Annotated in this window: 16 protein-coding genes and 1 pseudogene; all 17 read left to right on the plus strand. The window is 60.7% G+C overall.

From position 1 onward, the window contains the following. The first annotated feature begins 186 nt into the window (after positions 1-186). The 17 genes and pseudogenes from R1A29_RS07150 (at position 187) to R1A29_RS07230 (ending at position 21,897) form a co-directional block, all read left to right on the plus strand. Positions 187-4,491, plus strand: a complete 4,305-nt coding sequence (locus R1A29_RS07150) for a beta strand repeat-containing protein (protein ID WP_438301036.1) — start codon at positions 187-189, stop codon at positions 4,489-4,491. A gap of 287 nt (positions 4,492-4,778) precedes the next feature. Beyond that, a complete protein-coding gene (gene rfbF, locus R1A29_RS07155; protein WP_179692279.1) occupies positions 4,779-5,552 on the plus strand; it encodes a glucose-1-phosphate cytidylyltransferase in 774 nt (257 codons plus the stop codon). Then, positions 5,534-6,616, plus strand: coding sequence for a CDP-glucose 4,6-dehydratase (gene rfbG / locus R1A29_RS07160; protein ID WP_438301037.1), 1,083 nt, complete (start codon positions 5,534-5,536; stop codon positions 6,614-6,616). The genes rfbF and rfbG overlap by 19 nt, the downstream gene beginning before the upstream one ends. Further along, positions 6,613-7,173 (plus strand): dTDP-4-dehydrorhamnose 3,5-epimerase, encoded by a 561-nt coding sequence (gene rfbC / locus R1A29_RS07165; RefSeq protein ID WP_085710436.1) that lies wholly within the window; start codon positions 6,613-6,615, stop codon positions 7,171-7,173. The genes rfbG and rfbC overlap by 4 nt, the downstream gene beginning before the upstream one ends. Further along, positions 7,170-8,396 carry a methyltransferase domain-containing protein gene (locus R1A29_RS07170; protein ID WP_438301038.1) on the plus strand — a complete coding sequence of 409 codons (1,227 nt, stop codon included), beginning with the start codon at positions 7,170-7,172 and terminating at the stop codon, positions 8,394-8,396. Before rfbC ends, R1A29_RS07170 begins: the two co-directional genes overlap by 4 nt. Next, positions 8,393-9,250, plus strand: coding sequence for an NAD-dependent epimerase/dehydratase family protein (locus R1A29_RS07175; protein ID WP_438301039.1), 858 nt, complete (start codon positions 8,393-8,395; stop codon positions 9,248-9,250). Before R1A29_RS07170 ends, R1A29_RS07175 begins: the two co-directional genes overlap by 4 nt. A 64-nt stretch (positions 9,251-9,314) precedes the next feature. Beyond that, positions 9,315-10,049, plus strand: a complete 735-nt coding sequence (locus R1A29_RS07180) for a cephalosporin hydroxylase family protein (RefSeq protein WP_179692274.1) — start codon at positions 9,315-9,317, stop codon at positions 10,047-10,049. 55 nt (positions 10,050-10,104) lie between these two features. After that, entirely contained in the window at positions 10,105-13,020 is a 2,916-nt protein-coding gene (locus tag R1A29_RS07185; RefSeq protein ID WP_438301040.1) for a TIGR00180 family glycosyltransferase, read from the plus strand. 30 nt (positions 13,021-13,050) lie between these two features. Beyond that, entirely contained in the window at positions 13,051-14,052 is a 1,002-nt protein-coding gene (gene pseB / locus R1A29_RS07190) for a UDP-N-acetylglucosamine 4,6-dehydratase (inverting) (protein ID WP_085710442.1), read from the plus strand. Beyond that, complete coding sequence (pseC, locus tag R1A29_RS07195; RefSeq protein WP_438301041.1) at positions 14,049-15,206, plus strand: UDP-4-amino-4,6-dideoxy-N-acetyl-beta-L-altrosamine transaminase; 1,158 nt, start codon at positions 14,049-14,051, stop codon at positions 15,204-15,206. The genes pseB and pseC overlap by 4 nt, the downstream gene beginning before the upstream one ends. A gap of 31 nt (positions 15,207-15,237) precedes the next feature. After that, positions 15,238-15,858 carry a pseudaminic acid biosynthesis-associated methylase gene (locus tag R1A29_RS07200; protein WP_438301042.1) on the plus strand — a complete coding sequence of 207 codons (621 nt, stop codon included), beginning with the start codon at positions 15,238-15,240 and terminating at the stop codon, positions 15,856-15,858. After that, complete coding sequence (gene pseF, locus R1A29_RS07205) at positions 15,855-16,550, plus strand: pseudaminic acid cytidylyltransferase (protein WP_438301043.1); 696 nt, start codon at positions 15,855-15,857, stop codon at positions 16,548-16,550. Before R1A29_RS07200 ends, pseF begins: the two co-directional genes overlap by 4 nt. Beyond that, positions 16,547-18,049 (plus strand): UDP-2,4-diacetamido-2,4,6-trideoxy-beta-L-altropyranose hydrolase, encoded by a 1,503-nt coding sequence (pseG, locus tag R1A29_RS07210; RefSeq protein WP_438301044.1) that lies wholly within the window; start codon positions 16,547-16,549, stop codon positions 18,047-18,049. Before pseF ends, pseG begins: the two co-directional genes overlap by 4 nt. Beyond that, positions 18,046-19,097 (plus strand): annotated as a pseudogene (gene pseI / locus R1A29_RS07215) (pseudaminic acid synthase). The gene pseG and the pseudogene pseI overlap by 4 nt, the downstream one beginning before the upstream one ends. A 226-nt stretch (positions 19,098-19,323) precedes the next feature. Continuing rightward, on the plus strand, positions 19,324-20,250 hold the full coding sequence (locus R1A29_RS07220; protein WP_438301046.1) for a ketoacyl-ACP synthase III: 927 nt from the start codon (positions 19,324-19,326) through the stop codon (positions 20,248-20,250). Between the two features lie 85 nt (positions 20,251-20,335). Continuing rightward, positions 20,336-21,628 carry a motility associated factor glycosyltransferase family protein gene (locus tag R1A29_RS07225; RefSeq protein ID WP_438301047.1) on the plus strand — a complete coding sequence of 431 codons (1,293 nt, stop codon included), beginning with the start codon at positions 20,336-20,338 and terminating at the stop codon, positions 21,626-21,628. After that, positions 21,625-21,897, plus strand: coding sequence for a hypothetical protein (locus R1A29_RS07230; RefSeq protein ID WP_438301048.1), 273 nt, complete (start codon positions 21,625-21,627; stop codon positions 21,895-21,897). Before R1A29_RS07225 ends, R1A29_RS07230 begins: the two co-directional genes overlap by 4 nt. The last annotated feature ends 221 nt before the right edge of the window (positions 21,898-22,118 follow it).

The raw sequence follows: 22,118 nt of genomic DNA on the forward strand, positions 1-22,118 counted from the left end.
GTCGCCTGTTTTTTTTGCCTTTGAAATTCGTAACTGCATCAATCTTGATACATTTTTTTGCCGGCCACTTAAGCCGTGAAGGGTTTGTGTCGATATCAACACAATCGTTGATCTCCAGTGATCGCTGCGATGTCGTTTGATCGCCCGCGACAAGTACCTATTTCACAACAAGGCAAGGAAGAAGTAATGGCAGTTATAAACGGGACAAACGGCGCGGATACGCTGATCGGTACGAGCGGGGATGATGAGATCAATGGCCTGGCTGGCAATGATCTGATTATGGGTGGGGCCGGTGCCGACAAGATCGACGGCGGTGCAGGTACCGACACGGTGGATTACTCGGCGTCTGCCGCAGGCATCAATATCGACATCCGCTACACCGTGCCAGGGCGTCCAGGCATTGGTGGCGACTCGGAAGGCGATACCCTGTTCAACGTCGAGAAGGTCATCGGTACGGCCTTCAACGATACGTTCAGCATCGATACCATCGGGGCGACCTTTGAAGGTGGCGCGGGCGATGATGTTTACATCCTCAACACCGGCAACGCGACGGTCATCGAACAGGCAGGCGGCGGCAATGACGAGGTGCGCACCAACTATGGCGTGCTGGGCCTGAATGCCAACGTCGAGCGCCTGACCTACACCGGCACCGGCGCATTCACCGGTTACGGCAACGCCAGCGACAACATCATCACCGGCGGCATCGGCAACGACACGCTGTTTGGTGGCGACGGTGCCGACCAGTTCTTCGGTGGCGCGGGTATCGACACCGTGGGTTACACCGACAGCACCGTCGGCGTCACCGTCAACCTGAAGACCGGCGTCAACTCCGGGATTGCCAAGGGTGACACGTTCACCGACATCGAAGGCATCCGTGGTTCGAACTTCAACGATACCTTCGTCGCTGACAGCCGGGCGATTGCCTTCGATGGCGGCCTGGGCAACATGGACACCGTGGACTACTCGACCTCGGCTGCCGGGATCAATGTCGATATCCGCTACAACACGCCAGGTCGTGCGGGCATCGGTGGCGACTCGGAAGGCGATACCCTGATCAACATCGAAAAGGTCATCGGTTCTGCGTTCAACGACACCTTCAGCATTGACACCCTGACCGCGACTTTCGAGGGCGGCGCGGGCGATGATGTGTACATCATCAACGGTGCTGGCGGCACGGTCATCGAACAGGTGGGCGGCGGTAATGACGAAGTGCGCACCAACTACGGCGTGCAGGGCCTGAATGCCAACGTCAAACGCCTGACCTACACCGGCACCGGCGCATTCACCGGTTACGGCAACGCCAGCGACAACATCATCACCGGCGGCATCGGCAACGACACGCTGTTTGGTGGCGACGGTGCCGACCAGTTCTTCGGTGGCGCGGGTATCGACACCGTGGGTTACACCGACAGCACCGTCGGCGTCACCGTCAACCTGAAGACCGGCGTCAACTCCGGGATTGCCAAGGGTGACACGTTCACCGACATCGAAGGCATCCGTGGTTCGAACTTCAACGATACCTTCGTCGCTGACAGCCGGGCGATTGCCTTCGATGGCGGCCTGGGCAACATGGACACCGTGGACTACTCGACCTCGGCTGCCGGGATCAATGTCGATATCCGCTACAACACGCCAGGTCGTGCGGGCATCGGTGGTGACTCGGAAGGCGATACCCTGATCAACATCGAAAAGGTCATCGGTTCTGCGTTCAACGACACCTTCAGCATTGACACCCTGACCGCGACTTTCGAGGGCGGCGCGGGCGATGATGTGTACATCATCAACGGTGCTGGCGGCACGGTCATCGAACAGGTGGGCGGCGGTAATGACGAAGTGCGCACCAACTACGGTGTGCAAGGTCTTAACGCCAACGTCGAACGCCTGACCTACACCGGCACCGGCGCATTCACCGGTTACGGCAACGCCAGCGACAACATCATCACCGGCGGCATCGGCAACGACACGCTGTTTGGTGGCGACGGTGCCGACCAGTTCTTCGGTGGCGCGGGTATCGACACCGTGGGTTACACCGACAGCACCGTCGGCGTCACCGTCAACCTGAAGACCGGCGTCAACTCCGGGATTGCCAAGGGTGACACGTTCACCGACATCGAAGGCATCCGTGGTTCGAACTTCAACGACACCTTCGTCGCCGACAGCCGGGCGATTGCCTTCGATGGCGGCCTGGGCAACATGGACACCGTGGACTACTCGACCTCGGCTGCCGGGATCAATGTCGATATCCGCTACAACACGCCAGGTCGTGCGGGCATCGGTGGCGACTCGGAAGGCGATACCCTGATCAACATCGAAAAGGTCATCGGTTCTGCGTTCAACGACACCTTCAGCATTGACACCCTGACCGCGACTTTCGAGGGCGGCGCGGGCGATGATGTGTACATCATCAACGGTGCTGGCGGCACGGTCATCGAACAGGTGGGTGGCGGCAATGACGAAGTGCGCACCAACTACGGTGTGCAAGGTCTCAACGCCAACGTCGAGCGCCTGACCTATACCGGCACTGGCGCATTCACCGGTTACGGCAATGCCAGCGACAACATCATCACCGGCGGCATTGGCAACGACACGCTGTTTGGTGGCGACGGTGCCGACCAGTTCTTCGGTGGCGCGGGTATCGACACCGTGGGTTACACCGACAGCACCGTCGGCGTCACCGTCAACCTGAAGACCGGCGTCAACTCCGGTATCGCCACCGGCGATACCTTCGTCGATATCGAAGGCATCCGTGGTTCGAACTTCAACGACACCTTCGTCGCCGACAGCCGGGCGATTGCCTTCGACGGCGGCCTGGGCAACATGGACACCGTGGACTATTCGACCTCGGCTGCCGGGATCAACGTCGACATCCGCTACAACACGCCAGGTCGTGCGGGCATCGGTGGCGACGCCGAAGGCGATACTCTGATCAACATCGAGAAGGTCATCGGTACCGCATTCAACGACACCTTCAGCATTGACCTGCTCACGGCGACCTTCGAGGGCGGCGCGGGTGATGACGTTTACATCATCAACGGCGCGGGCGGTACGGTCATCGAACAGGTGGGCGGCGGCAATGACGAAGTGCGCACCAACTACGGTGTGCAAGGTCTCAACGCCAACGTCGAGCGCCTGACCTATACCGGCACTGGCGCATTCACCGGTTACGGCAATGCGATCGACAACATCATCACTGGCGGTATCGGTAACGACACTCTGTTCGGTGGCGACGGTGCCGACCAGTTTATCGGTGGCGCGGGCATCGACACGGTCGGCTACACCGACAGCACTGTCGGCGTGACCCTGAACTTCAAGACTGGGGTCAATTCCGGAATTGCCGCGGGTGACACCTACTCAAGCATTGAAAGATTCCTGGGCTCCAAGGCCGGCGATATCTTCATCGGTTCCAGCACCGCCATGGCCATGGACGGTTCCGATGGCGTCGATCTGGTCAGCTATGAGCAGTCCGACAGCGCCGTGACCATTGACCTGAAAACCAATGTCAACGCCGGTGATGCTGCTGGCGACACGTTCGCCGGTTTCGAGATTTACCAGGGCAGCAACTTCGACGACACTTTGTCCGGATCGATCTACACCGACATTTTTGTCGGTGGCGCAGGTGCGGACCGGATCGACGGGCGTGAAGGGTTCGACAGTGCGTGGTACGTCAACAGTGCTGCCGGTGTGAACATCAACCTGATGACCAACATCAATCAGGGTGGTGACGCTCAGGGTGATGTCCTGCTCAATATCGAACGGGTAGTGGGCAGCCATTTCAACGACACGATCACTGCCAGTGCAGTCGGCAGCCTCCTGGAAGGTGGGCTGGGCAATGACGTGCTGTATGGCGGTGACGGCAGTGACACCCTGTACGGCGGACTGGTTTCCCCGATCGCGCCGTTCACTGTGGCTGGCGTTGCCAACGGGCCGCAAGCGGACCTGATGTATGGCGGTAATGGCGACGACTACATCTACAGCGCTGCCGACGACGTTGGCACCATCGCCTATGGCGAGGCTGGCAGAGACACGATCGTTGTTGCCCATGGCAAGGCCGACGGTGGTGACGGTAACGACACACTGACCGGCACGGGCGACAACTTCGTGTTGCTGGGCGGGGCGGGCAATGACGTGCTCAACCTTGGCATCAAGAACCTGTCCGTAGGGCGTGCGCCTGCTGACGGCTATGCCAACGGCGGTGAAGGTGATGACACGTATATCGTCAACACCGGCCTGTTGGTGACCATTCGTGATGACGGCCACAGCACCAATGACACGCTGATCCTGAACAACATTCAGTCAGCCGCGACGTTGCAACTGGCGCGAGTCGGCGATGACCTGTACCTCAACGATGGCTACTTCTCTGTAACCGACCCTACCGCGCAAGGCGTAAAACTGCTGGACTGGTTCGCCGGTGGCAACACCATCGAACACTTCAAAGCGGCCAACGGTGATGTTCTGCCAATCAATGGCGACGGGTTTGCCATGTTTGGCTGATTCATCTGCCTTGCGTTTATCGAAGGCATGCTGAGCTGAAACGAAGGGAGGTCGATCCAGGTGGATCGGCCTCCTTTTTTTGTATCCGAGTGTTCGTCGGTGCTGGCGGTGCTGGCATCTGACGGTCGAGCGAGCTGGCGCGTTTCCTGCAAGTCCCCCTCAAATCGCCATAAAACGAGCGCTCGCGGTCATTGCCGCCGCGCCCGCAGCGGCAAAAGGTTGAGCCAGATGGCTCGCACGGCTCAATAAAGCGGTGCGCAGTCCGGTGACGAACAAGAGGGGAGACGATGAAGGCAGTAATTTTGGCGGGTGGCCTCGGCACGCGCATCAGTGAAGAGTCGCACCTCAAGCCCAAGCCAATGATCGAGATCGGCGGCAAGCCAATTCTCTGGCACATCATGAAGCAGTATTCCGCTCACGGAATCCACGACTTCGTGATTTGCCTGGGCTACAAGGGTTACGCGATCAAGGACTTCTTCGCCAACTACTTCCTGCACACCTCCGACGTCACCTTCAACATGCGCGAGAACCGCATGGACGTGCATCAGAACTACAGCGAGCCGTGGAGCGTCACGCTCATCGACACGGGCGAGGAAACCATGACCGGTGGCCGTCTGTTGCGTGCCGGGCGTTACCTCAAGGATGAAGAGGCGTTCTGCTTCACCTATGGTGACGGCGTTTCCGATCTGAACATTCGTCATCTGGTCGACTACCACAAGGCCCATGGCCGTCTGGCGACCGTCACTGCTGTGCAGCCACCGGGTCGTTACGGGGCGCTGGAGCGCCAGGGCGATCAGGTCCTGGGCTTCACCGAAAAACCTCGTGGCGATGGCGGTTGGATCAATGGCGGCTTTTTCGTGCTGTCGCCCAAGGTATTGCCGTACATCGCGGGCGATGAAACCACTTGGGAAGCCGAGCCCTTGGCCCGTCTGGCCCGGGAAGAGCAGCTCAAGGCGTTCGAGCACGACGGTTTCTGGCAGCCGATGGACACCCTGCGCGACAAGAATCATCTCGAAGCGCTGTGGCAGAGCGGGGAGGCCCCATGGAAGCAATGGGCCTGAGTCCTGAGTTCTGGCGCGGCAAGCGGGTTCTGGTCACCGGTCACACCGGTTTCAAGGGCAGCTGGCTGACCCTGTGGCTGCAAAGCCTCGGCGCGCAAGTCAGCGGTTTCTCCCTCGATCCTTCGACCGAGCCGAGCCTGTTCGAACTGGCGCGGGTGCACGAAGGCATCGATGATCAGCGCGGTGATCTGCGTGATCTCGGCGCGTTGCTGGAGATCATCGCCGACACCGAGCCGGAGATCGTCCTGCACCTGGCAGCCCAGCCGCTGGTGCGCGAAGGTTATCGCGATCCGCTCGGTACCTACTCCAGCAACGTCATGGGCACTCTCAACCTGCTTGAAGCGATTCGTCAGGTCGGCTGCGTGCGGGCCTGTGTGCTGGTGACCACCGACAAGGTCTACGCCAACAAGGAATGGCTGTGGCCGTACCGCGAGGACGAAGCCCTCGGTGGCCACGACCCTTACAGCAGCAGCAAGGCGTGCTGCGAGTTGCTGGCGCAGTCTTATGCAGCGTCGTTCTTCCCGGCCGACAAGTACGCCGAGCACGGTCTGGCCCTGGCCACCGCGCGTGCCGGCAACGTCTTGGGCGGCGGCGATTTCGCCCCTGAGCGGCTGATTCCCGATGTACTGAAAGCCTGGTCGGCCGACGAGCCGGTGACCCTGCGCTATCCGCAAGCCGTGCGCCCATGGCAACACGCACTGGAGCCGCTGGCCGGCTACCTGCAATTGGCCGCCGGGCTTTACGAAGAAGGTCCGGAATACGCCGGGGCGTGGAACTTCGGTCCGGGCGAAGCGGACATGTGCAGCGTCGGCGAAGTGGTTGAACTGCTCGCCAACCGCTGGCCGCAGGCCCGTGGCCTGCGCATCGAACCGAGCGAGCTGCATGAAGCCGGCCTGCTGCGCCTGGACAGCAGCCGCGCCCGTCGGGTGCTGGGCTGGCAACCACGCTGGTCGTTGCAGCAATGCCTGACCCAGACCCTCGACTGGCACCTGGCCTGGCAGAACGGCGACGACATGCGCACCGTGACCCTCGGCCAACTGAACCTGTACCGGGGCGCGCTGTGAGTGAGTTTTCCTTGAAACAGTTACCGCTGGCCGGGTTGTTCAGCGTTCAGCACAAGCGCTTCGAAGATCAGCGCGGGCACTTCGCCCGGCTGTTCTGTGAGGGCAGCCTGAAAGCGTTCGGCAGCGAATTTCACATCCGCCAGATCAACCATTCCTGCACCCGTGAAAAGGGCAGCGTGCGCGGTCTGCATTACCAGAATGCCAATGCGCCGGAAGCCAAGCTGATCACCTGCCTGCGCGGTGAAGTGTGGGACGTGGCGGTGGACCTGCGCCCAGATTCCGAGACGTTCCTGCACTGGCACGCCGAGCACCTGAAGGCTGGCGATGGTCGCAGCCTGTTGATTCCCGCCGGTTTCGCCCATGGTTTCCAGACCCTCACCGACGACGCCGAACTGCTTTACCTGCACAGCGCCGATTACGCGCCGGAGCACGAGGGCGGGCTGTCGGTGAACGATCCACGGCTGGCGATTGCCTGGCCGTTGCCTGTCAATAATTTGTCAGCGCGTGACTCCAGCCATCCCGCGCTCGATCAACACTTTGCTGGAGTGCGTCTATGAATTGCCGTGGGTGCGCCGCACCGCTGAGCCTGCCGCTGATCGACCTCGGCACCTCGCCACCGTCCAACGCCTACGTGCATGCCGATCGCCTGGAGCAGGCCGAGCAATGGGTGCCGCTGAAGGTCGCGGTGTGCCAGCAGTGCTGGCTGGTGCAGACCGAGGATTACACCTCCGCCGACAGCCTGTTCGACGCCGAGTACGCCTATTTCAGTTCGTTCTCCAGCACCTGGCTGGCCCACGCCGAGCGTTATGTGGCGGAGATGGTCGAACGCTTTGGCCTGACCCCTGACAGCCGCGTTGTTGAGGTCGCCGCCAATGACGGCTACCTGCTGCAATACGTCGCCGGTCGCGGCATCCCGTGCCTGGGTGTCGAGCCGACCCGCAGCACCGCGCAGGCAGCACGGGAAAAAGGCCTGGAAATCCGTGAGCTGTTTTTCGGTCGCGACACCGCCGCACAGCTGAAAAGCGAAGGCTGGGCCGCCGACCTGATGGCCGCCAACAACGTGCTGGCCCACGTGCCGGACATCAATGATTTCCTCGGCGGTTTTGCCGCGCTGCTCAAACCGACCGGCGTTGCCACCTTCGAATTCCCGCAACTGTTGACGCTGATAGCTGGTGCGCAGTTCGACACGCTGTACCACGAGCACTATTCCTACCTGTCCTTGACCGCTGTGCAGACCTTGTGCGAGCGCAATGGCCTGGAAGTGTTCGACGTCAGCCAGTTGACCACCCATGGCGGATCGCTGCGGGTGTTCGTGCAGCGCAAGGATGGCCAACGCCGTGCCGTGCAGCCAGCGGTGCAACAGCAGTTGCAGGCCGAGCTGGACGCCGGCGTGAAAACTACCGAGTACTACGCCACGCTGGCGCCTGCCGCCGAACGCATCAAGCATGACCTGCTGCGCTTCCTGTTGCAGGCCAAGGCCGAGGGCAAGCGTGTGGTCGGCTACGGCGCCGCCGCCAAGGGCAACACCTTGCTCAACTACGCCGGGGTCAAGCCGGATCTGCTGGCCTGGGTCGCCGATGCCAACCCGCACAAGCAGGGCAAGTATTTGCCCGGCAGTCGCATTCCGATCGTGGCACCCGCGCAGATCGATATCGAAAAACCGGATTACGTGCTGGTGCTGCCATGGAACCTGCTGCACGAAGTCAGTCAGCAACTGGCCCAGGTACGCCAGTGGGACGGCCGCTTCGTGATCGCCGTACCTGAGTTGAGCGTGCTGTGAAGGTTCTGGTCACCGGAGCCACCGGCTTCGTCGGTCGCCATCTGGTCGCGGCATTGCTGAGCCGTGGCTGCACGGTGCGGGCGGTTGCGCGTGATGCACAGAAAGCTGCGGGCATGCCGTGGATCAATGACGTCGAGTTTGTGAGCGCGGATATTCACGCGGCGGATCTGGATGTCGGTGCGTTGACCGAGGGCGTCGATGCACTCGCGCACCTGGCCTGGCCGGGGTTGCCGAACTATCGGGCGCTGTTCCATTTCGAGCACAACCTGATGGCCGACTACCGCTTCATCAAAGGCGCGGTAGAGGCGGGTGTGAAGCAGGTGTTGGTGACCGGAACCTGCTTCGAATACGGCATGCAGAGTGGGCCGCTCAGTGAAAGCACGGAGCCGCAGCCGAGTAATCCCTACGGGTTGGCCAAGCACACGTTGCACCTGTTCTTGCAGAACCTTGCGCAAGAACATCCGTTCACTTTGCAGTGGGCGCGCCTGTTCTATTTGCACGGCGAAGGGCAGAACCCCAACAGTCTGCTGGCGGCGCTGGACCGGGCGATCGATGCCGGCGATGCGACGTTCAACATGTCGGCGGGCGAGCAGTTGCGTGACTTTCTGCCGATCCGGACAGCGGCGAATCACCTCGCCGCGATCCTGAAGCAACGCGACTTCATCGGCGTGATCAATTGCGCCAGCGGCCAGGCGATTTCGGTCAGGGTGCTGGTCGAGCAACACCTGCGTGAACGCGGCGCTTCGATCGATTTGAACCTGGGGCATTACCCCTATCCGACACACGAACCCATGGCGTTCTGGGCGGTGGTCGACCGTTTGCAACAGTTGCTGGAGGCACAGCAAACCAACTGATGTGCCTCGACGCGAATGCCTTTGGCAGCGTGACTATCAAATGACTTTTCAGTGAGACCGGACAATGAGCGATAACGTAATCAAAGCCTTCGAGGCGGAGTGCCAGGCCGAAGTGATTGCCCAGGGCCAGGACAAGGACCTGAAGGCGTTGGCCCAGGAGTTCTACAACCAGTCGGCCAAACACAAGTACACCTACCATTTCTCGTGGATGGGGCGTCCGATCATTCAGCTGCCGCAAGACATGATGGCGATGCAGGAGTTGATCTGGCGGATCAAGCCGGACCTGGTCATCGAATGTGGCATCGCCCACGGCGGCTCGATCATTTACTACGCCTCGCTGCTGGAACTGCAGGGCCACGGTGAAGTGCTGGGCATCGATCGTGATATCCGTGCGCACAACCGTGAGGCCATCGAAAGCCATCCGATGATCAAACGCATCAGCATGATCGAAGGTTCCAGCCTCGATCCGGCGGTTGTCGAGCAGGTGCGTCAGGCTGCTGCCGGCAAGAAAGTAATCGTGGTACTCGATTCCAACCATACCCACGAGCATGTCCTCGAAGAATTGCGTCTGTACGCACCACTGGTTTCGGTGGACAGCTACTGCGTGGTCATGGACACCGTGGTTGAAGACATGCCGGCCGATGCGTTTCCGGATCGTCCATGGGGGCCGGGTGACAACCCGAAAACCGCCGTTTGGGCCTACCTCAAGGAGAACACTGATTTCGAGATTGATCAGCACATGCAAGACAAGTTGCTGATCACCGTCGCGTCGGACGGCTATCTGCGTCGGGTTCGTTAATCGGTTCCATCATCAAAGTGTTTTTCGGGCGGTTTCGCCGGTCGTGGGAGAAGTTATGCAAGGCAATTACGGTACTGAAAACAAGCTGCCATTGAGCGAGTTGCTGACGGTGGTTCTGATCACCCACAACCGCCCGGCTTTTTTGCGTCGAGCACTGCAGTACTACAGCAGCCTGCCTTGCAAGGTTCTGGTGCTGGACTCTTCTCCCGAGCGTCCGGAAGGTGATTTTTCATCGGTCGACTATCAGCACCTGCCGCAATTCGCCTATTGGGGCATGCAGGCCAAGCTGACCTACGGTGTCGAGCAACTGACCACGCCTTACATGGTGTTCGCTGCCGATGACGACTTTATCCTGCATGAGTCGCTGGCCGAGTCGGTGAGCTTTCTGGAAGCCAACCGCGACTATGGTTTGTGCCACGGTTATTGCCTGATGTACCTGGCGCTGGCCGGGAGTGTCAGCTACTACCGTCGCGACAAGAAAATCTGCGAAGACTACGCGTCGGAGCGTGCCGAGGATCGAGTCCTCGACTTCATGCATCAGTACGTACCGCCGTTTTATGGCGTGTGCCGTACCTCGATCATCAAGGACTGGTACGCGGCATTGCCACCGGGTACCAGTTTCGAGTGGCAGGAAATCGGCCATTCCTATTATCTGCTGGCGAACGCCAAGGCACGCGTTCTGCCAATCCCGTATGTGGTGCGCGAAATCAACGTCGGTTTTTCCGACCACAACACCGAGGTCTATCACGCGCTGTCGTATGTCGATGCCAAGTCGGTGGCCGAGCGTGAAGCCTTCGCCGAATTTCTCGCGTCCCTGCCGACGGGCATCAAAGACCTCGACCAGGCGCAACGCAAGGCGTTCGCCCTGGAAAGTTTCGCGGCCATGACCGATAGCCTGGTGACCGGCCGCGCACTGACGGCCGAGCTGATTTTCCAGTCCATCTGGAACAACGTATCCAAAGAACCGGAGCGCAAATTCGGGCCTCTGCAATACGTCGAGATGCCGTTCTACAACCAGCGCTTTTTCGACTTGCTGGCCGGGTTCGAGTTTTTGTTGCACGCGATGCCTGCCGGCCGTGTACAACTGGAACAGCTCGAGGGCGTCTGGACCCGCCAGGATTACTTGTTGCAGGCACGCAATAACGATACCCCGGAAAGCGTGCTCGATCGCTTGTGGCAGGCCCATGACAGCAACGCGTTCAACCGTCGAGTGGTCAAGCGTCTGGTCGAGCAGTTGCACACGCTCGGCGATGACACGCAAGCGCAGGAACTGGCTGAGTGGGATGCCCGTCTCGAGTCGGTGTCGAAGGCTGATCATTATCCGGTCTTCAACAAAATGCGTTCCGGCCGTTTGCTCGAATGGCTGGCGTCCCGCGAGCCGGACGTCGAGCAGCGCGCGACGATTGCCGCTCATCTGGCGGCGAACAACGGCGGGCCACAGTTCGGCATTTTCCTGCTGGACCTGGACGACAATGTCGACAAGTTGCAAGTGACCCTCGACAGCCTGGTCGAAGGTCACAGCAAAGCCTTCAAGATCGTAGTCTTCACCACCGGCGAGCCGCAGGCTGCGACCACGGCGCAGAACACCCTGCACTTTGTTCGTGTCACCCCGGGTAATCTCGTCGACAAGCTCAACCAGAGTGCCGCCCAGTCTCCATGCGACTGGCTGCTGTTGGCTCAGGTGGGCGATGAATTCACGGCGGGCGGCCTGTTGCGCGCCGGCCTGGAGTTGATGTCGGCCACTGGCCTTCGCGCCGTCGCCACCGATGAAATCCAGCGCAATGAAGAGGGCGCGCTGATTGATGTGTTCCGCCCTGGCTTCAATCTTGACCTGTTGCAAAGCAACCCATCGTTGATGGCGCGTCATTGGCTGATTCGTCGTGATGTTTTCCTGGAGGCGGGTGGTTATCAGGCCGACTTCAGCAAGGCGCTGGAGTTCGACCTGCTGTTGCGTCTGATCGAGCAGGGTGGCCTTGACGGTCTGGCGCATCTCGACGAGCCGCTCCTGATCACCCAGGTCCCGGCGCAGGAGGAAGTGGCCCACGAGCGTCAGGCGTTGCTGCGTCATTTGACCAATCGCGGTTACAAGGCCAACGTCACCCCGGCGTTGCCGGGTACCTGGCAAGTCGATTATCGACATACCGAACAGCCGATGGTGTCGATCATCCTGCCTGCTGGCGATGATCTGGTGGCGCTGCGTCGCTGCCTCGAAGGTGTGTTGTTGCGAACCCGCTACACCCGTTACGAAGTGTTGATTGCGGCCAATCCGAATCAGTCGGCGCAGGTCAACGACTGGCTGGGCACGCTGCGCAGCAGCAAAGTGAATGTGCTGCGTGCCGATCAGCCACTGAGCGAAGTCGCGTTGTATAACGCCGCCAGCGAGCAGGCGCAGGGTGAGTATCTGGTGCTCCTGGCCACTGACAGCGAAATCGTCAATCCGAACTGGATCGATTCGTTGCTCAACCACGCCCAGCGCCCGGAGGTCGGTGTTGTCGGCGCGAAACTGGTCGACCGTGACGGCAAGGTCTCCCAGGCCGGTTTGATCCTTGGTCTGAATGGGGGCGTGGGCTCGGCCTTCATTGGGGAAAAACACTCTGCTGCGGGTTACATGCAACGTCTGGGGGTCGAGCAGAACTACTCGGCGGTATCGAAGGTTTGCCTGATGGTGCGCAAAGAGCTGTTCGACGCGCTGGGTGGTCTGGACGAAGTCAATTTCGCCGAAGGCTTCAGCGATGTCGATCTGTGCCTCAAGATTGGTCAGGCCGGCTACCTCACCGTGTGGACGCCGTCGGTGCAGGTGCTGCACACCGGCGAGCTGCCACAAGCTCCCGAGGCGCTGCAGGCCTTGCGAGAGAAGTGGAGTGGCGCCTTCGCGCAAGATCCGGCTTACAACGCGAACCTGGCCCTTGCCGGCAAAGGTTTTGCGCTGGCTGAAAAAGCTTCGATCGACTGGTTGCAGTTGCTCGCTTAAGTCCGTTGGACAAGGATCAGGAATCAGCACATGTTCAACGGTAAATCGATTTTCATCTCTGGCGGCACCGGCTCCTTCGGGCGCAAATTCATTGCGCGCCTGCTCGAGCAATACCAGCCCAAGCGCGTGGTGGTGTTCTCCCGGGATGAACTCAAGCAATACGAAATGCAGCAGACGTTCAACGCGCCGTGCATGCGTTACTTCCTTGGTGATGTGCGCGACGCCGAGCGTCTGCGCCAGGCCATGCGCGGCATCGATTACGTGGTGCATGCCGCGGCGTTGAAGCAGGTGCCGGCGGCGGAGTACAACCCGACCGAATGCATCCGTACCAACGTCAATGGCGCGGAGAACATCATCGCCGCCGCCATCGACAACGGCGTGAAGAAAGTCGTCGCGCTGTCCACCGACAAGGCGGCGAGCCCGATCAACCTGTACGGCGCCACCAAGTTGCTGTCGGACAAGTTGTTCGTCGCCGCCAACAACATTGCCGGTGAGCAACAGACGCGTTTTGCCGTGGTGCGCTACGGCAACGTGGCGGGTTCGCGCGGGTCCGTGGTGCCGTTCTTCAGCAAGCTGATTGCCGACGGCGCGACCGAACTGCCGATCACCGACGAGCGCATGACCCGTTTCTGGATCACTCTGGATCACGGCGTGCAATTCGTGCTCGACAGTTTTGCGCGGATGCACGGCGGTGAGGTGTTCGTGCCGAAGATCCCGTCGATCCGCATTGTCGATCTCGCGCGCGGCATGGCCGAGCATCTGCCGCACAAGAACGTCGGCATCCGTCCCGGCGAGAAACTGCACGAACTGATGGTGCCGCTGGACGATGCGCGGATGACCCTGGAGTTCGAAGATCACTACACCATCCAGCCTTCGATCCGTTTCACCAGCGTCGATGTCGATTTTGCCGTCGATAAACTTGGCGAGCACGGGCGGCCGGTGGGCGAGGACTTTGAGTACCGCTCCGACACCAACCCGCACTTCCTCTCGGTGGGGCAGATCGCTGATCTGCACGCGAAGCTGTCGGTATGATCCCCTACGGTCGGCAAAGCCTCGACCAGGCGGACATCGACGCGGTCGTCGAGGTGTTGCAGTCCGACTGGCTCACTCAAGGCCCGACCATCGAGCGCTTCGAACAGGCGATGGCCGAGCGTTGCCAGGCGGATTTCGCGGTTGCGGTGTGCAACGCCACGGCGGCGCTGCACATTGCCTGCCTGGCCGCAGGACTGGGGGCGGGCGACCGTTTGTGGACCACGCCGAACACCTTTCTCGCGTCGGCCAACTGCGGTCGTTACTGCGGCGCCGACGTTGATTTCGTAGACATCGATCCGCTGACCTGGAACCTCGATGCTGAAGTTCTGGCCAGCAAACTCGACGCTGCCGAACGCGACGGCACCTTGCCCAAAGTGTTGGTGGCGGTGGCGTTCTCCGGGCAGAGCTGCGACATGCGGCGAATCGCCGAACTGGCCGAGCGCTACAACTTCACGGTGATCGAAGATGCCTCCCACGCAGTTGGCGCCAGCTACGCCGGGCGCCCGGTGGGTTGCGGTGAATTCGCGGCGATGACGGTGTTCAGCTTCCACCCGGTGAAGATCATCACCAGCGGTGAAGGCGGCATGGTGCTGACCAATCGCCCGGAGCTGGCCGAGCGCCTGCAACGTCTGCGCAGCCATGGCATGACCCGCGATCCGCAGCAGATGACCGAACCCAGCCACGGGCCGTGGTACTACCAGCAGGTCGAGCTGGGTTTCAATTATCGGATCACCGATCTGCAAGCGGCGCTGGGCCTGTCACAGTTGAGCAAACTGGACGACTTCATCGCCCGTCGCCGGGAACTCGCCGCACGCTACGACCGCTTGCTGGCGTACTTGCCGGTTACCGTGCCGGGCATCCAGCCGGACGCCGAGTCGGCCTGGCACCTTTACGTGGTGCGCTTGCAGACCGATCGCATCAGCCTCAGCCACCGTCAGGTGTTCGAAGGCTTGCGCGCGGCCGGCATCGGCGTGAACCTGCACTACATTCCAGTGCACCTGCAGCCTTACTATCGTGAACTGGGTTTCGCCGAGGGAGACTTTCCCGAGGCCGAGCGTTACTACGCCGAAGCGATCAGCCTGCCGCTGTTTCCGTTGCTGAGTGATCAGCAGCAGGATTTCGTGGTGGAGCAATTGCGTCGATTGACTGAATGAGTGCCGCTAAGGCGGTGGATGGAAAACGGCAATGCGTGATCTGAGCGAACAGGAACAATTCTGGCAGGGCGAATTCGGTAACCAGTACGTCGACCGCAATATCGGGCAACCGCTGGTGGCCGCCAATCTGGCGTTGTTCGCCAAGGCGCTGACGCGAACCGGGCGGATCGACAGCCTGCTGGAGCTGGGCACCAACGCCGGCAACAACTTGCAGGCGTTGCGTCAGCTGTTACCGCGCTGCGAGCTGTTCGGTGTCGAAATCAACGCCAGCGCCTGTGCCCAGGCCCGGGCGCTGGATATCGCACAGATCTGGCACGGCTCGCTGTTCGACTTTCCCCGTGAACGCCAATACGACCTGACGCTCAGCAAAGGCGTGCTGATTCATCTGGCGCCGGAGCTGTTGCCGACCGCTTATGCGCAGTTGTACGAACTGAGCCAGCGCTACATTCTGATCGCCGAATACTACAATCCCTCACCGGTGGAAGTGTCCTATCGCGGCAACAGCGGCAAGCTGTTCAAGCGCGATTTCGCCGGGGAAATGCTCGATCGCTATCCGGATCTGCAACTGCTGGATTACGGCTTCGGTTATCACCGCGATCCGCAATTCCCGCTGGATGACGTCACCTGGTTCCTGCTGGAAAAACGCCCTTGAGCAACGTCGCAATCATCCCGGCCCGCGGCGGAAGCAAACGCATTCCGCGCAAGAATCTCAAACCGTTCGACGGTGTGCCGATGATTGCCCGTTCGATTCACACGGCACTGGATTCAGGGTTGTTCGACCAAGTGGTGGTCAGCACCGATGACGAAGAGATCGTCGAGCTGGCGCAGGCTCATGGTGCGCAAGTGCCTTTCTTGCGTCCGGCGCAGCTGGCCGATGACTTCACCGGTACGGCGGCGGTGATCGTGCATGCCTTGCAGCAACTGCCGCACTTTGATTACGCCTGTTGCGTGTATGCCACGGCGCCACTGTTGCAGGCGCGTTTCCTGCGTCAGGGGCTCGAGTTGCTGGAGCAACATCCCGACAAGTCCTTTGCCTTTTCGGTCACCGATTTCGGCTTTCCGGTGCAACGCGCCTTGACCCTGGACGGGCAGGGCGCGCTGACGGCGTTGTACCCCGAGTTTCGCAATACCCGTTCGCAGGATCTGCCGGTCGCCTTTCAGGATGCCGGCCAGTTCTACTGGGGACACAGCGAGGCCTGGTTGCGTGGCGAGATTCTGTATTCGCCGGCCAGCCTGCCGGTGATCCTGCCTCGGCATCTGGTGCAGGACATCGACACCGCTGAAGACTGGAAACGCGCCGAATACCTCTATGCCGCACTCAAGGCCGGCGGAGAGCTGCAATGAGAGTGCTGATCCGCGCCGACGCCTCGCCGACCATCGGCAGCGGCCACATCGCCCGATGCCTGACGCTGGCGCGAGTGTTGCGCGCCCAGGGCAGTCATGTGGCGTTTGCCTGTCGGCGCTTGCCGGGGCATCGGCTCGATGCGTTGCAGAGTGAAGGCTTCGAGACGTTCGCGTTGCCGGATCGCTACGCCGGTGAAGACCCGGAGCAGGCCATCGAATCGATGCTGCCGTGGCAGGCGGATATCGATGCGCTGGCGACGCAGCTGAAAGGGCAGGCCGAATTCGACTGGGTCATCGCCGACCATTACGGCCTCGATCATCACTGGCAGACCGCTGCCCGGCGCTTCGCGCCACGGATCGCCGCCGTGGACGATCTGGCGACCCGTCGCTACAGCGTGGATCTGCTGCTCAATCAGAACCTCTCCGGCCTCAGTGAAAACTATCAGCCGCTGCTGCCGGCCGGCTGCCGGACGTTGCTCGGCCCGCGCTTTGCCATGCTGCGCGAAGAGTTCAGCGGCCCGGCCATCGAGATCAAACCCGTGGCGCGACGGGTGCTGGTGAATTTCGGCGGTTTCGACGCTGCCCGCCAGACCCATCACGCGATGCGGGCGCTGGCGGATTTTTCCGGGCTTGAAGTGGACTTTGTCGCCGGTGCCGACAACCCGGCATGGGCAGAAATGCAGGCACTGGCCGAAAGTCGGCCGAACTGGCGCCTGCACAGTTTCGTCAGCGATTTTCATCGACGCATGACCGAAGCCGACCTGTTCATCGGCGCCGGTGGTGGCACCAGTTGGGAGCGCGCGGCGCTGGGGCTGCCGACGATCTGCATTGCCGTGTCGAACAACCAGCAGAACAACGGCGAGGTGATGGCGGCGGCCGGGGCTCATGTGTTCATGGGCGCCCGGGAGCAGGTGAGCGTCGAGCAACTGCGTGATGCCATCGGTTTTGTCGTCGACAATTTTTATTTGCGCCAGAGCCTGGCCGAGCGTTCACGGCAACTGGTCGACGGACGCGGCGCGCTGCGTGTCGCGGCGGCACTGGCAGGTGCGGTGCTCAAGTTGCGTGCAGTGACGCTGGACGATGCGCAGGTGTTGTTCGACGGGCGCAATGCCGACGCCGTGCAGCGCTGGTCGGTGAAGAGCGGCGTAATCGAATGGTCGCAGCATCTGGACTGGTTGAAGGCCAGTCTGCGCAATCCTCAACGGCTGTTGTTGATCGCCGAAGCCGATGACGGCCCGGTCGGTGTGTTGCGCTACGATCTGCGCGGCTTTGAAGCCGAGGTTTCGCTGTATCTGCTGGAGGGGCGTTTCGGCCTCGGCTGGGGCAGGGCGCTGCTGACGCGGGGCGAGGCGTTCGTCACGACGCACTGGCCGCAACTGGCCGCGATCAGCGCACAGGTCTTGCCGGCCAATCAGGCCTCATTGAATGTATTTCGTGACGCCGGGTTCACCCAAAGTGCCTGCGCGTTCACCAAAGATTTGAAGGAACACCGTTCATGAACAGTTTCAAGATTGGCGATCGCCTGATCGGTGCCGACGCACCGCCGTTCATCATTGCTGAAATGAGCGGCAACCATAACCAGTCGCTGGACGTCGCCCTGCAGATCGTCGAGGCGGCGGCCAAGGCCGGTGCCCATGCCTTGAAGCTGCAAACCTACACCGCTGAAACCATGACGCTGGATCTGGCGGAAGGTGAGTTCTTTATCAAAGACCCGAACAGTCTGTGGGCCGGCACGTCGCTGTACGATTTGTACGAGAAGGCCCACACACCCTGGGAATGGCATGCACCGATCTTTGCCCGGGCCAGGAGCTGGGCATGCTCGCGTTTTCGACGCCGTTCGATGACAGCGCCGTGGACTTTCTGGAAAGCCTCGACGTGCCGGCCTACAAGATCGCCAGCTTCGAAAACACGGATCTGCCGCTGATTCGTCGCGTCGCGGCGACTGGCAAGCCAATGATCATTTCCACCGGCATGGCCAGCATCGCCGAGCTCTACGAAACCGTGCGCGCGGCCCGTGAAGCCGGCTGCAAGGATCTGGTGTTGCTCAAGTGCACCAGCACCTACCCGGCGACGCCGCTCAACAGCAATGTGCGCACGATCCCGCATCTGCGAGAACTGTTCGGTTGTCAGGTGGGGCTGTCCGATCATTCGATGGGCGTTGGTGTGTCGGTGGCGGCAGTGGCGCTCGGTGCGACGGTGGTTGAAAAACACTTCACCCTCGACCGCGCAGCGGGTGGGGTGGACGCCAGTTTCTCGCTGGAGCCAGCGGAAATGGCTGCCCTGGTGCTGGAAACCGAACGCGCCTGGCAGGCCATGGGCCAGGTGCATTACGGCGTGACCGAGGCTGAGAAAAAGTCTCTGGTTTACCGTCGGTCGCTGTACGTCACGGCCGACATGGCGGCCGGTGAGCCCTTCACGGCGGCCAATCTGCGCGCCATTCGTCCCGGTCTCGGTCTGCCGCCCAAGCACACCGACGCCATCCTCGGCCGCCGCGCGCGCGCGCCGATCAAACGCGGCACCCCGCTGGACTGGTCGCTGGTCGAATAACCCGATCTGCACCGATTCGGCAAAATAGCGTGACCTGCGAGTCATAACGCGCATCTTCACTGTATTGTATTGACCGGGGAGATGGCGCCTGGCCCGTTAGCGGCTCCAGTGATAGCCCTTTGCGCTCCCCGTGGCTGCCCGTTGTGGCGGCCGTTTTCTGTTTGTCGGCGCCCCTCGAAATCCTTGCGAGCGGTGGTATTGGGCTGTTTATTATTGGGAAGCCGTAATGATTGGCATAAAAAACATTGCGAGCTACGTTCCTGTAGCCGGCGTGGACAATTACGCACAAGGTGCAAAATTCGAGAAGGATGAAGAATTCATCCTCGGCAAGATCGGTTCGGCCTTCCTGCCACGTAAAGACGCAGAACAGGAAACTTCCGATCTGTGCGTTGAAGCGGCCAATGCGCTGTTTGCCAGCAACCCTGAGCTGAAGCGTGAATCCATCGATGCGCTGATCGTCGTGACCCAGAACGGTGACGAAGAAGGCCTGCCGCATACGGCAGCGATCGTGCAGGACAAGCTTGGCCTGCCAACCAATGTCGCCGCGTTCGACATTTCCCTGGGCTGTTCCGGTTACGTCTACGGCATCTACGCGATCAAGGGCTTCATGGAAGCCGCCGGTCTGAAGAACGGTTTGCTGATCACTGCCGACCCGTATTCGAAAATCGTCGATCCGGAAGATCGCAACACCACGATGCTGTTCGGCGACGCGGCCACCGCGACCTGGATGGGTGAAGACCCGGTCTGGGCGCTGGGCAAGGCGAAGTTCGGCACCGACGGTTCGGGTGCACCGCACCTGAAAGTCACCGATGGCGTGTTCTTCATGAACGGTCGTCAGGTGTTCAACTTTGCGTTGCTGAAAGTACCGGCGCACTTGCATGAGTTGCTCGACGATTCAGGCCTCAACGCCGATGACATCGATGCGTTCTGCATTCACCAGGGCAGCGCGGCGATTGTCGATGCCGTGGCGCGGCGCTTCGAAGGCGAGCCGGAGAAGTTCATCAAGGACATGGTCGAGACGGGCAACACCGTTTCTTCAAGTGTGCCGCTGCTGCTGGAAAAACACGTGATGGATTCCGCCTGGAATCGCATTGCAATCAGTGGTTTCGGTGTCGGTCTGTCGTGGGGTTCGGCGATTATCTATCGTCCTTGAACCCGCTAAAAACAACAGATACAAAAATAGCGTTCAAAGGGTAACCTTGAACGCTATTTTTTTGCCTGAAGGAGCGCGAGGCGCCATGAGCGAGTTTTTCCAGGCCAACGCTGAAGTGATCGAGCGACGCTGGCCGGCGCTGTTCTCGCGATTGCTGAGTGAAGACAGTTCGGCGATCGAGGCCGAGCTGACGCAGGGGCAGGGGGCGACGCTGAGCATCAACGGCATTCAGCTCACCAGTCGTCACGATCGCATCCATGAAGCCCGGATTCAGGCCGAAAGCCTGCCGGTGGGCAAGCCGCAATTGCACGTCTACGGCACTGGCCTCGGCGATCTGCCTGCCGTGCTGCTGGAGCGCGCAGGGCTCGAGCGGCTCTACGTGCACATTCTCAACGGCGCACTGTTCGCCCTGGTGCTGCAATTGCTCGATCAGCGCCAGTGGTTGCAGGATCCTCGAGTGGAGCTTCTGTACGCCGGCGACCTGCCGGACATCTGCACGCCGTTCTTTGCCTTGCCGGCGGAGATGCTTCTGGCCGACGACTTCAACGCGAAAATCCGTGATCGTCTGGTCAGTGAAGTGCACCTGAGTTTCAACAATCGGGAGTTCGACCCGCAGTCGCCGTTTATTCTGCAGCGTCTGCAGGATTGCCTGCCGGTGTTGCTGGGCGATGACGATGTGGCGCGGTTGTTTGGCACTGCCAGAGATCGGGAAATCTACGTGATTGGCACCGGGCCGACGCTGGAGGGGCATTTCCAGCGCCTGGCGATGGTGTATGCGCAGGCCGAGCGTCCGTTGCTGGTGTGTGTCGATACTGCTTATCGGCCACTGCGCGAGCACGGAATTGTCCCTGATCTGGTGGTTACCATTGATCAGCGCATCAGCTTCCGGCATCTGCCGTTCGAGGACTCCGACGGTATTCCGCTGGTGTATCTGCCGATGAGTGACCCCGCGGTGCTGACGGCCTGGAAGGGCAAGCGCTACGGCGGTTACTCGGCCAGCCCGGTTTATGCCGCGTTACGTGAGCAATATCCGCGCGGTCAGTTGCATGTGGGCGGTAGTGTGATTCATCCGGCGGTGGATCTGGCGGTCAAGTTGGGCGCATCGCGCATCACCCTGTTCGGCGCCGATTTCGCGTTTCCGATGAACAAGACACACGCCGGCTGGAATGATGGTGATCTGGGGCCGGGGGTCGACCAGGCGCGCCATTGGGTGCGGGACGGCAACGGCCAGCGAGTCAGCACGCAGCTCAATTTTCGTGGCTATCTGTGTGTGCTGGAACGCTATATCGCCGCGCATCCGCAGGTGCGGTTCTACAACAGCAGTCGGGCAGGCGCATTGATCGCCGGGACGCAGTTCAATCAGGAGTTTGTGCAATGACGGTGGTTGAGCGATCTGTCGACGAATGCCGTCAGTGCGCGGGGTTGTTTCGCCTGGGGCGTGATGTCGAAGCCGCGTTGAATATGGTCGATGTATTCGAAGGCGTTCAGCAGTCGATGATCGCGGCGCCTGAGCAGATTCAACAGGACTGGGCCTTTGTACTCATGCAGATGATGAACTGCCAGGAGCGTCAGGACTGGCTGGGACTTGCTGACTGGATGGAGTACGAACTGATCGAGCTGTTGCAAAAAACACCATTGGCAACGTGACCGACCGCACTGGCCCGCGGGTTTGCGCCCAGTCGGATTTATGGCGTCATTTTTTTCGCAGGCGGGAGGGCGCTAAGCCCTTGTTTTCTCTGGGGTGGCAGGGTGATGGCAATTTTTTTTAAAAAAGCCCTCAAGCAACTTGCCAACCCGACGATAACTATTACGAAGGTTCTCTAGGCCATTCCAGGCGGTTGCCAGGGCCGGAAGCCGCAGTACCCAAC

Source organism: Pseudomonas sp. NMS19W, assembly GCF_051554255.1.
Classification (GTDB): domain Bacteria; phylum Pseudomonadota; class Gammaproteobacteria; order Pseudomonadales; family Pseudomonadaceae; genus Aquipseudomonas; species Aquipseudomonas kribbensis.

What these genes read in the sequence shown, in the direction of transcription:
- R1A29_RS07150 (WP_438301036.1), top strand. Translation starts at nt 187, where the DNA reads ATGGCAGTTATAAACGGGACAAACGGCGCGGATACGCTGATCGGTACG.
- rfbF (WP_179692279.1), top strand. Translation starts at nt 4,779, where the DNA reads ATGAAGGCAGTAATTTTGGCGGGTGGCCTCGGCACGCGCATCAGTGAA.
- rfbG (WP_438301037.1), top strand. Translation starts at nt 5,534, where the DNA reads ATGGAAGCAATGGGCCTGAGTCCTGAGTTCTGGCGCGGCAAGCGGGTT.
- R1A29_RS07170 (WP_438301038.1), top strand. Translation starts at nt 7,170, where the DNA reads ATGAATTGCCGTGGGTGCGCCGCACCGCTGAGCCTGCCGCTGATCGAC.
- R1A29_RS07180 (WP_179692274.1), top strand. Translation starts at nt 9,315, where the DNA reads ATGAGCGATAACGTAATCAAAGCCTTCGAGGCGGAGTGCCAGGCCGAA.
- R1A29_RS07185 (WP_438301040.1), top strand. Translation starts at nt 10,105, where the DNA reads ATGCAAGGCAATTACGGTACTGAAAACAAGCTGCCATTGAGCGAGTTG.
- pseB (WP_085710442.1), top strand. Translation starts at nt 13,051, where the DNA reads ATGTTCAACGGTAAATCGATTTTCATCTCTGGCGGCACCGGCTCCTTC.
- pseC (WP_438301041.1), top strand. Translation starts at nt 14,049, where the DNA reads ATGATCCCCTACGGTCGGCAAAGCCTCGACCAGGCGGACATCGACGCG.
- R1A29_RS07200 (WP_438301042.1), top strand. Translation starts at nt 15,238, where the DNA reads ATGCGTGATCTGAGCGAACAGGAACAATTCTGGCAGGGCGAATTCGGT.
- pseG (WP_438301044.1), top strand. Translation starts at nt 16,547, where the DNA reads ATGAGAGTGCTGATCCGCGCCGACGCCTCGCCGACCATCGGCAGCGGC.
- R1A29_RS07220 (WP_438301046.1), top strand. Translation starts at nt 19,324, where the DNA reads ATGATTGGCATAAAAAACATTGCGAGCTACGTTCCTGTAGCCGGCGTG.
- R1A29_RS07225 (WP_438301047.1), top strand. Translation starts at nt 20,336, where the DNA reads ATGAGCGAGTTTTTCCAGGCCAACGCTGAAGTGATCGAGCGACGCTGG.
- R1A29_RS07230 (WP_438301048.1), top strand. Translation starts at nt 21,625, where the DNA reads ATGACGGTGGTTGAGCGATCTGTCGACGAATGCCGTCAGTGCGCGGGG.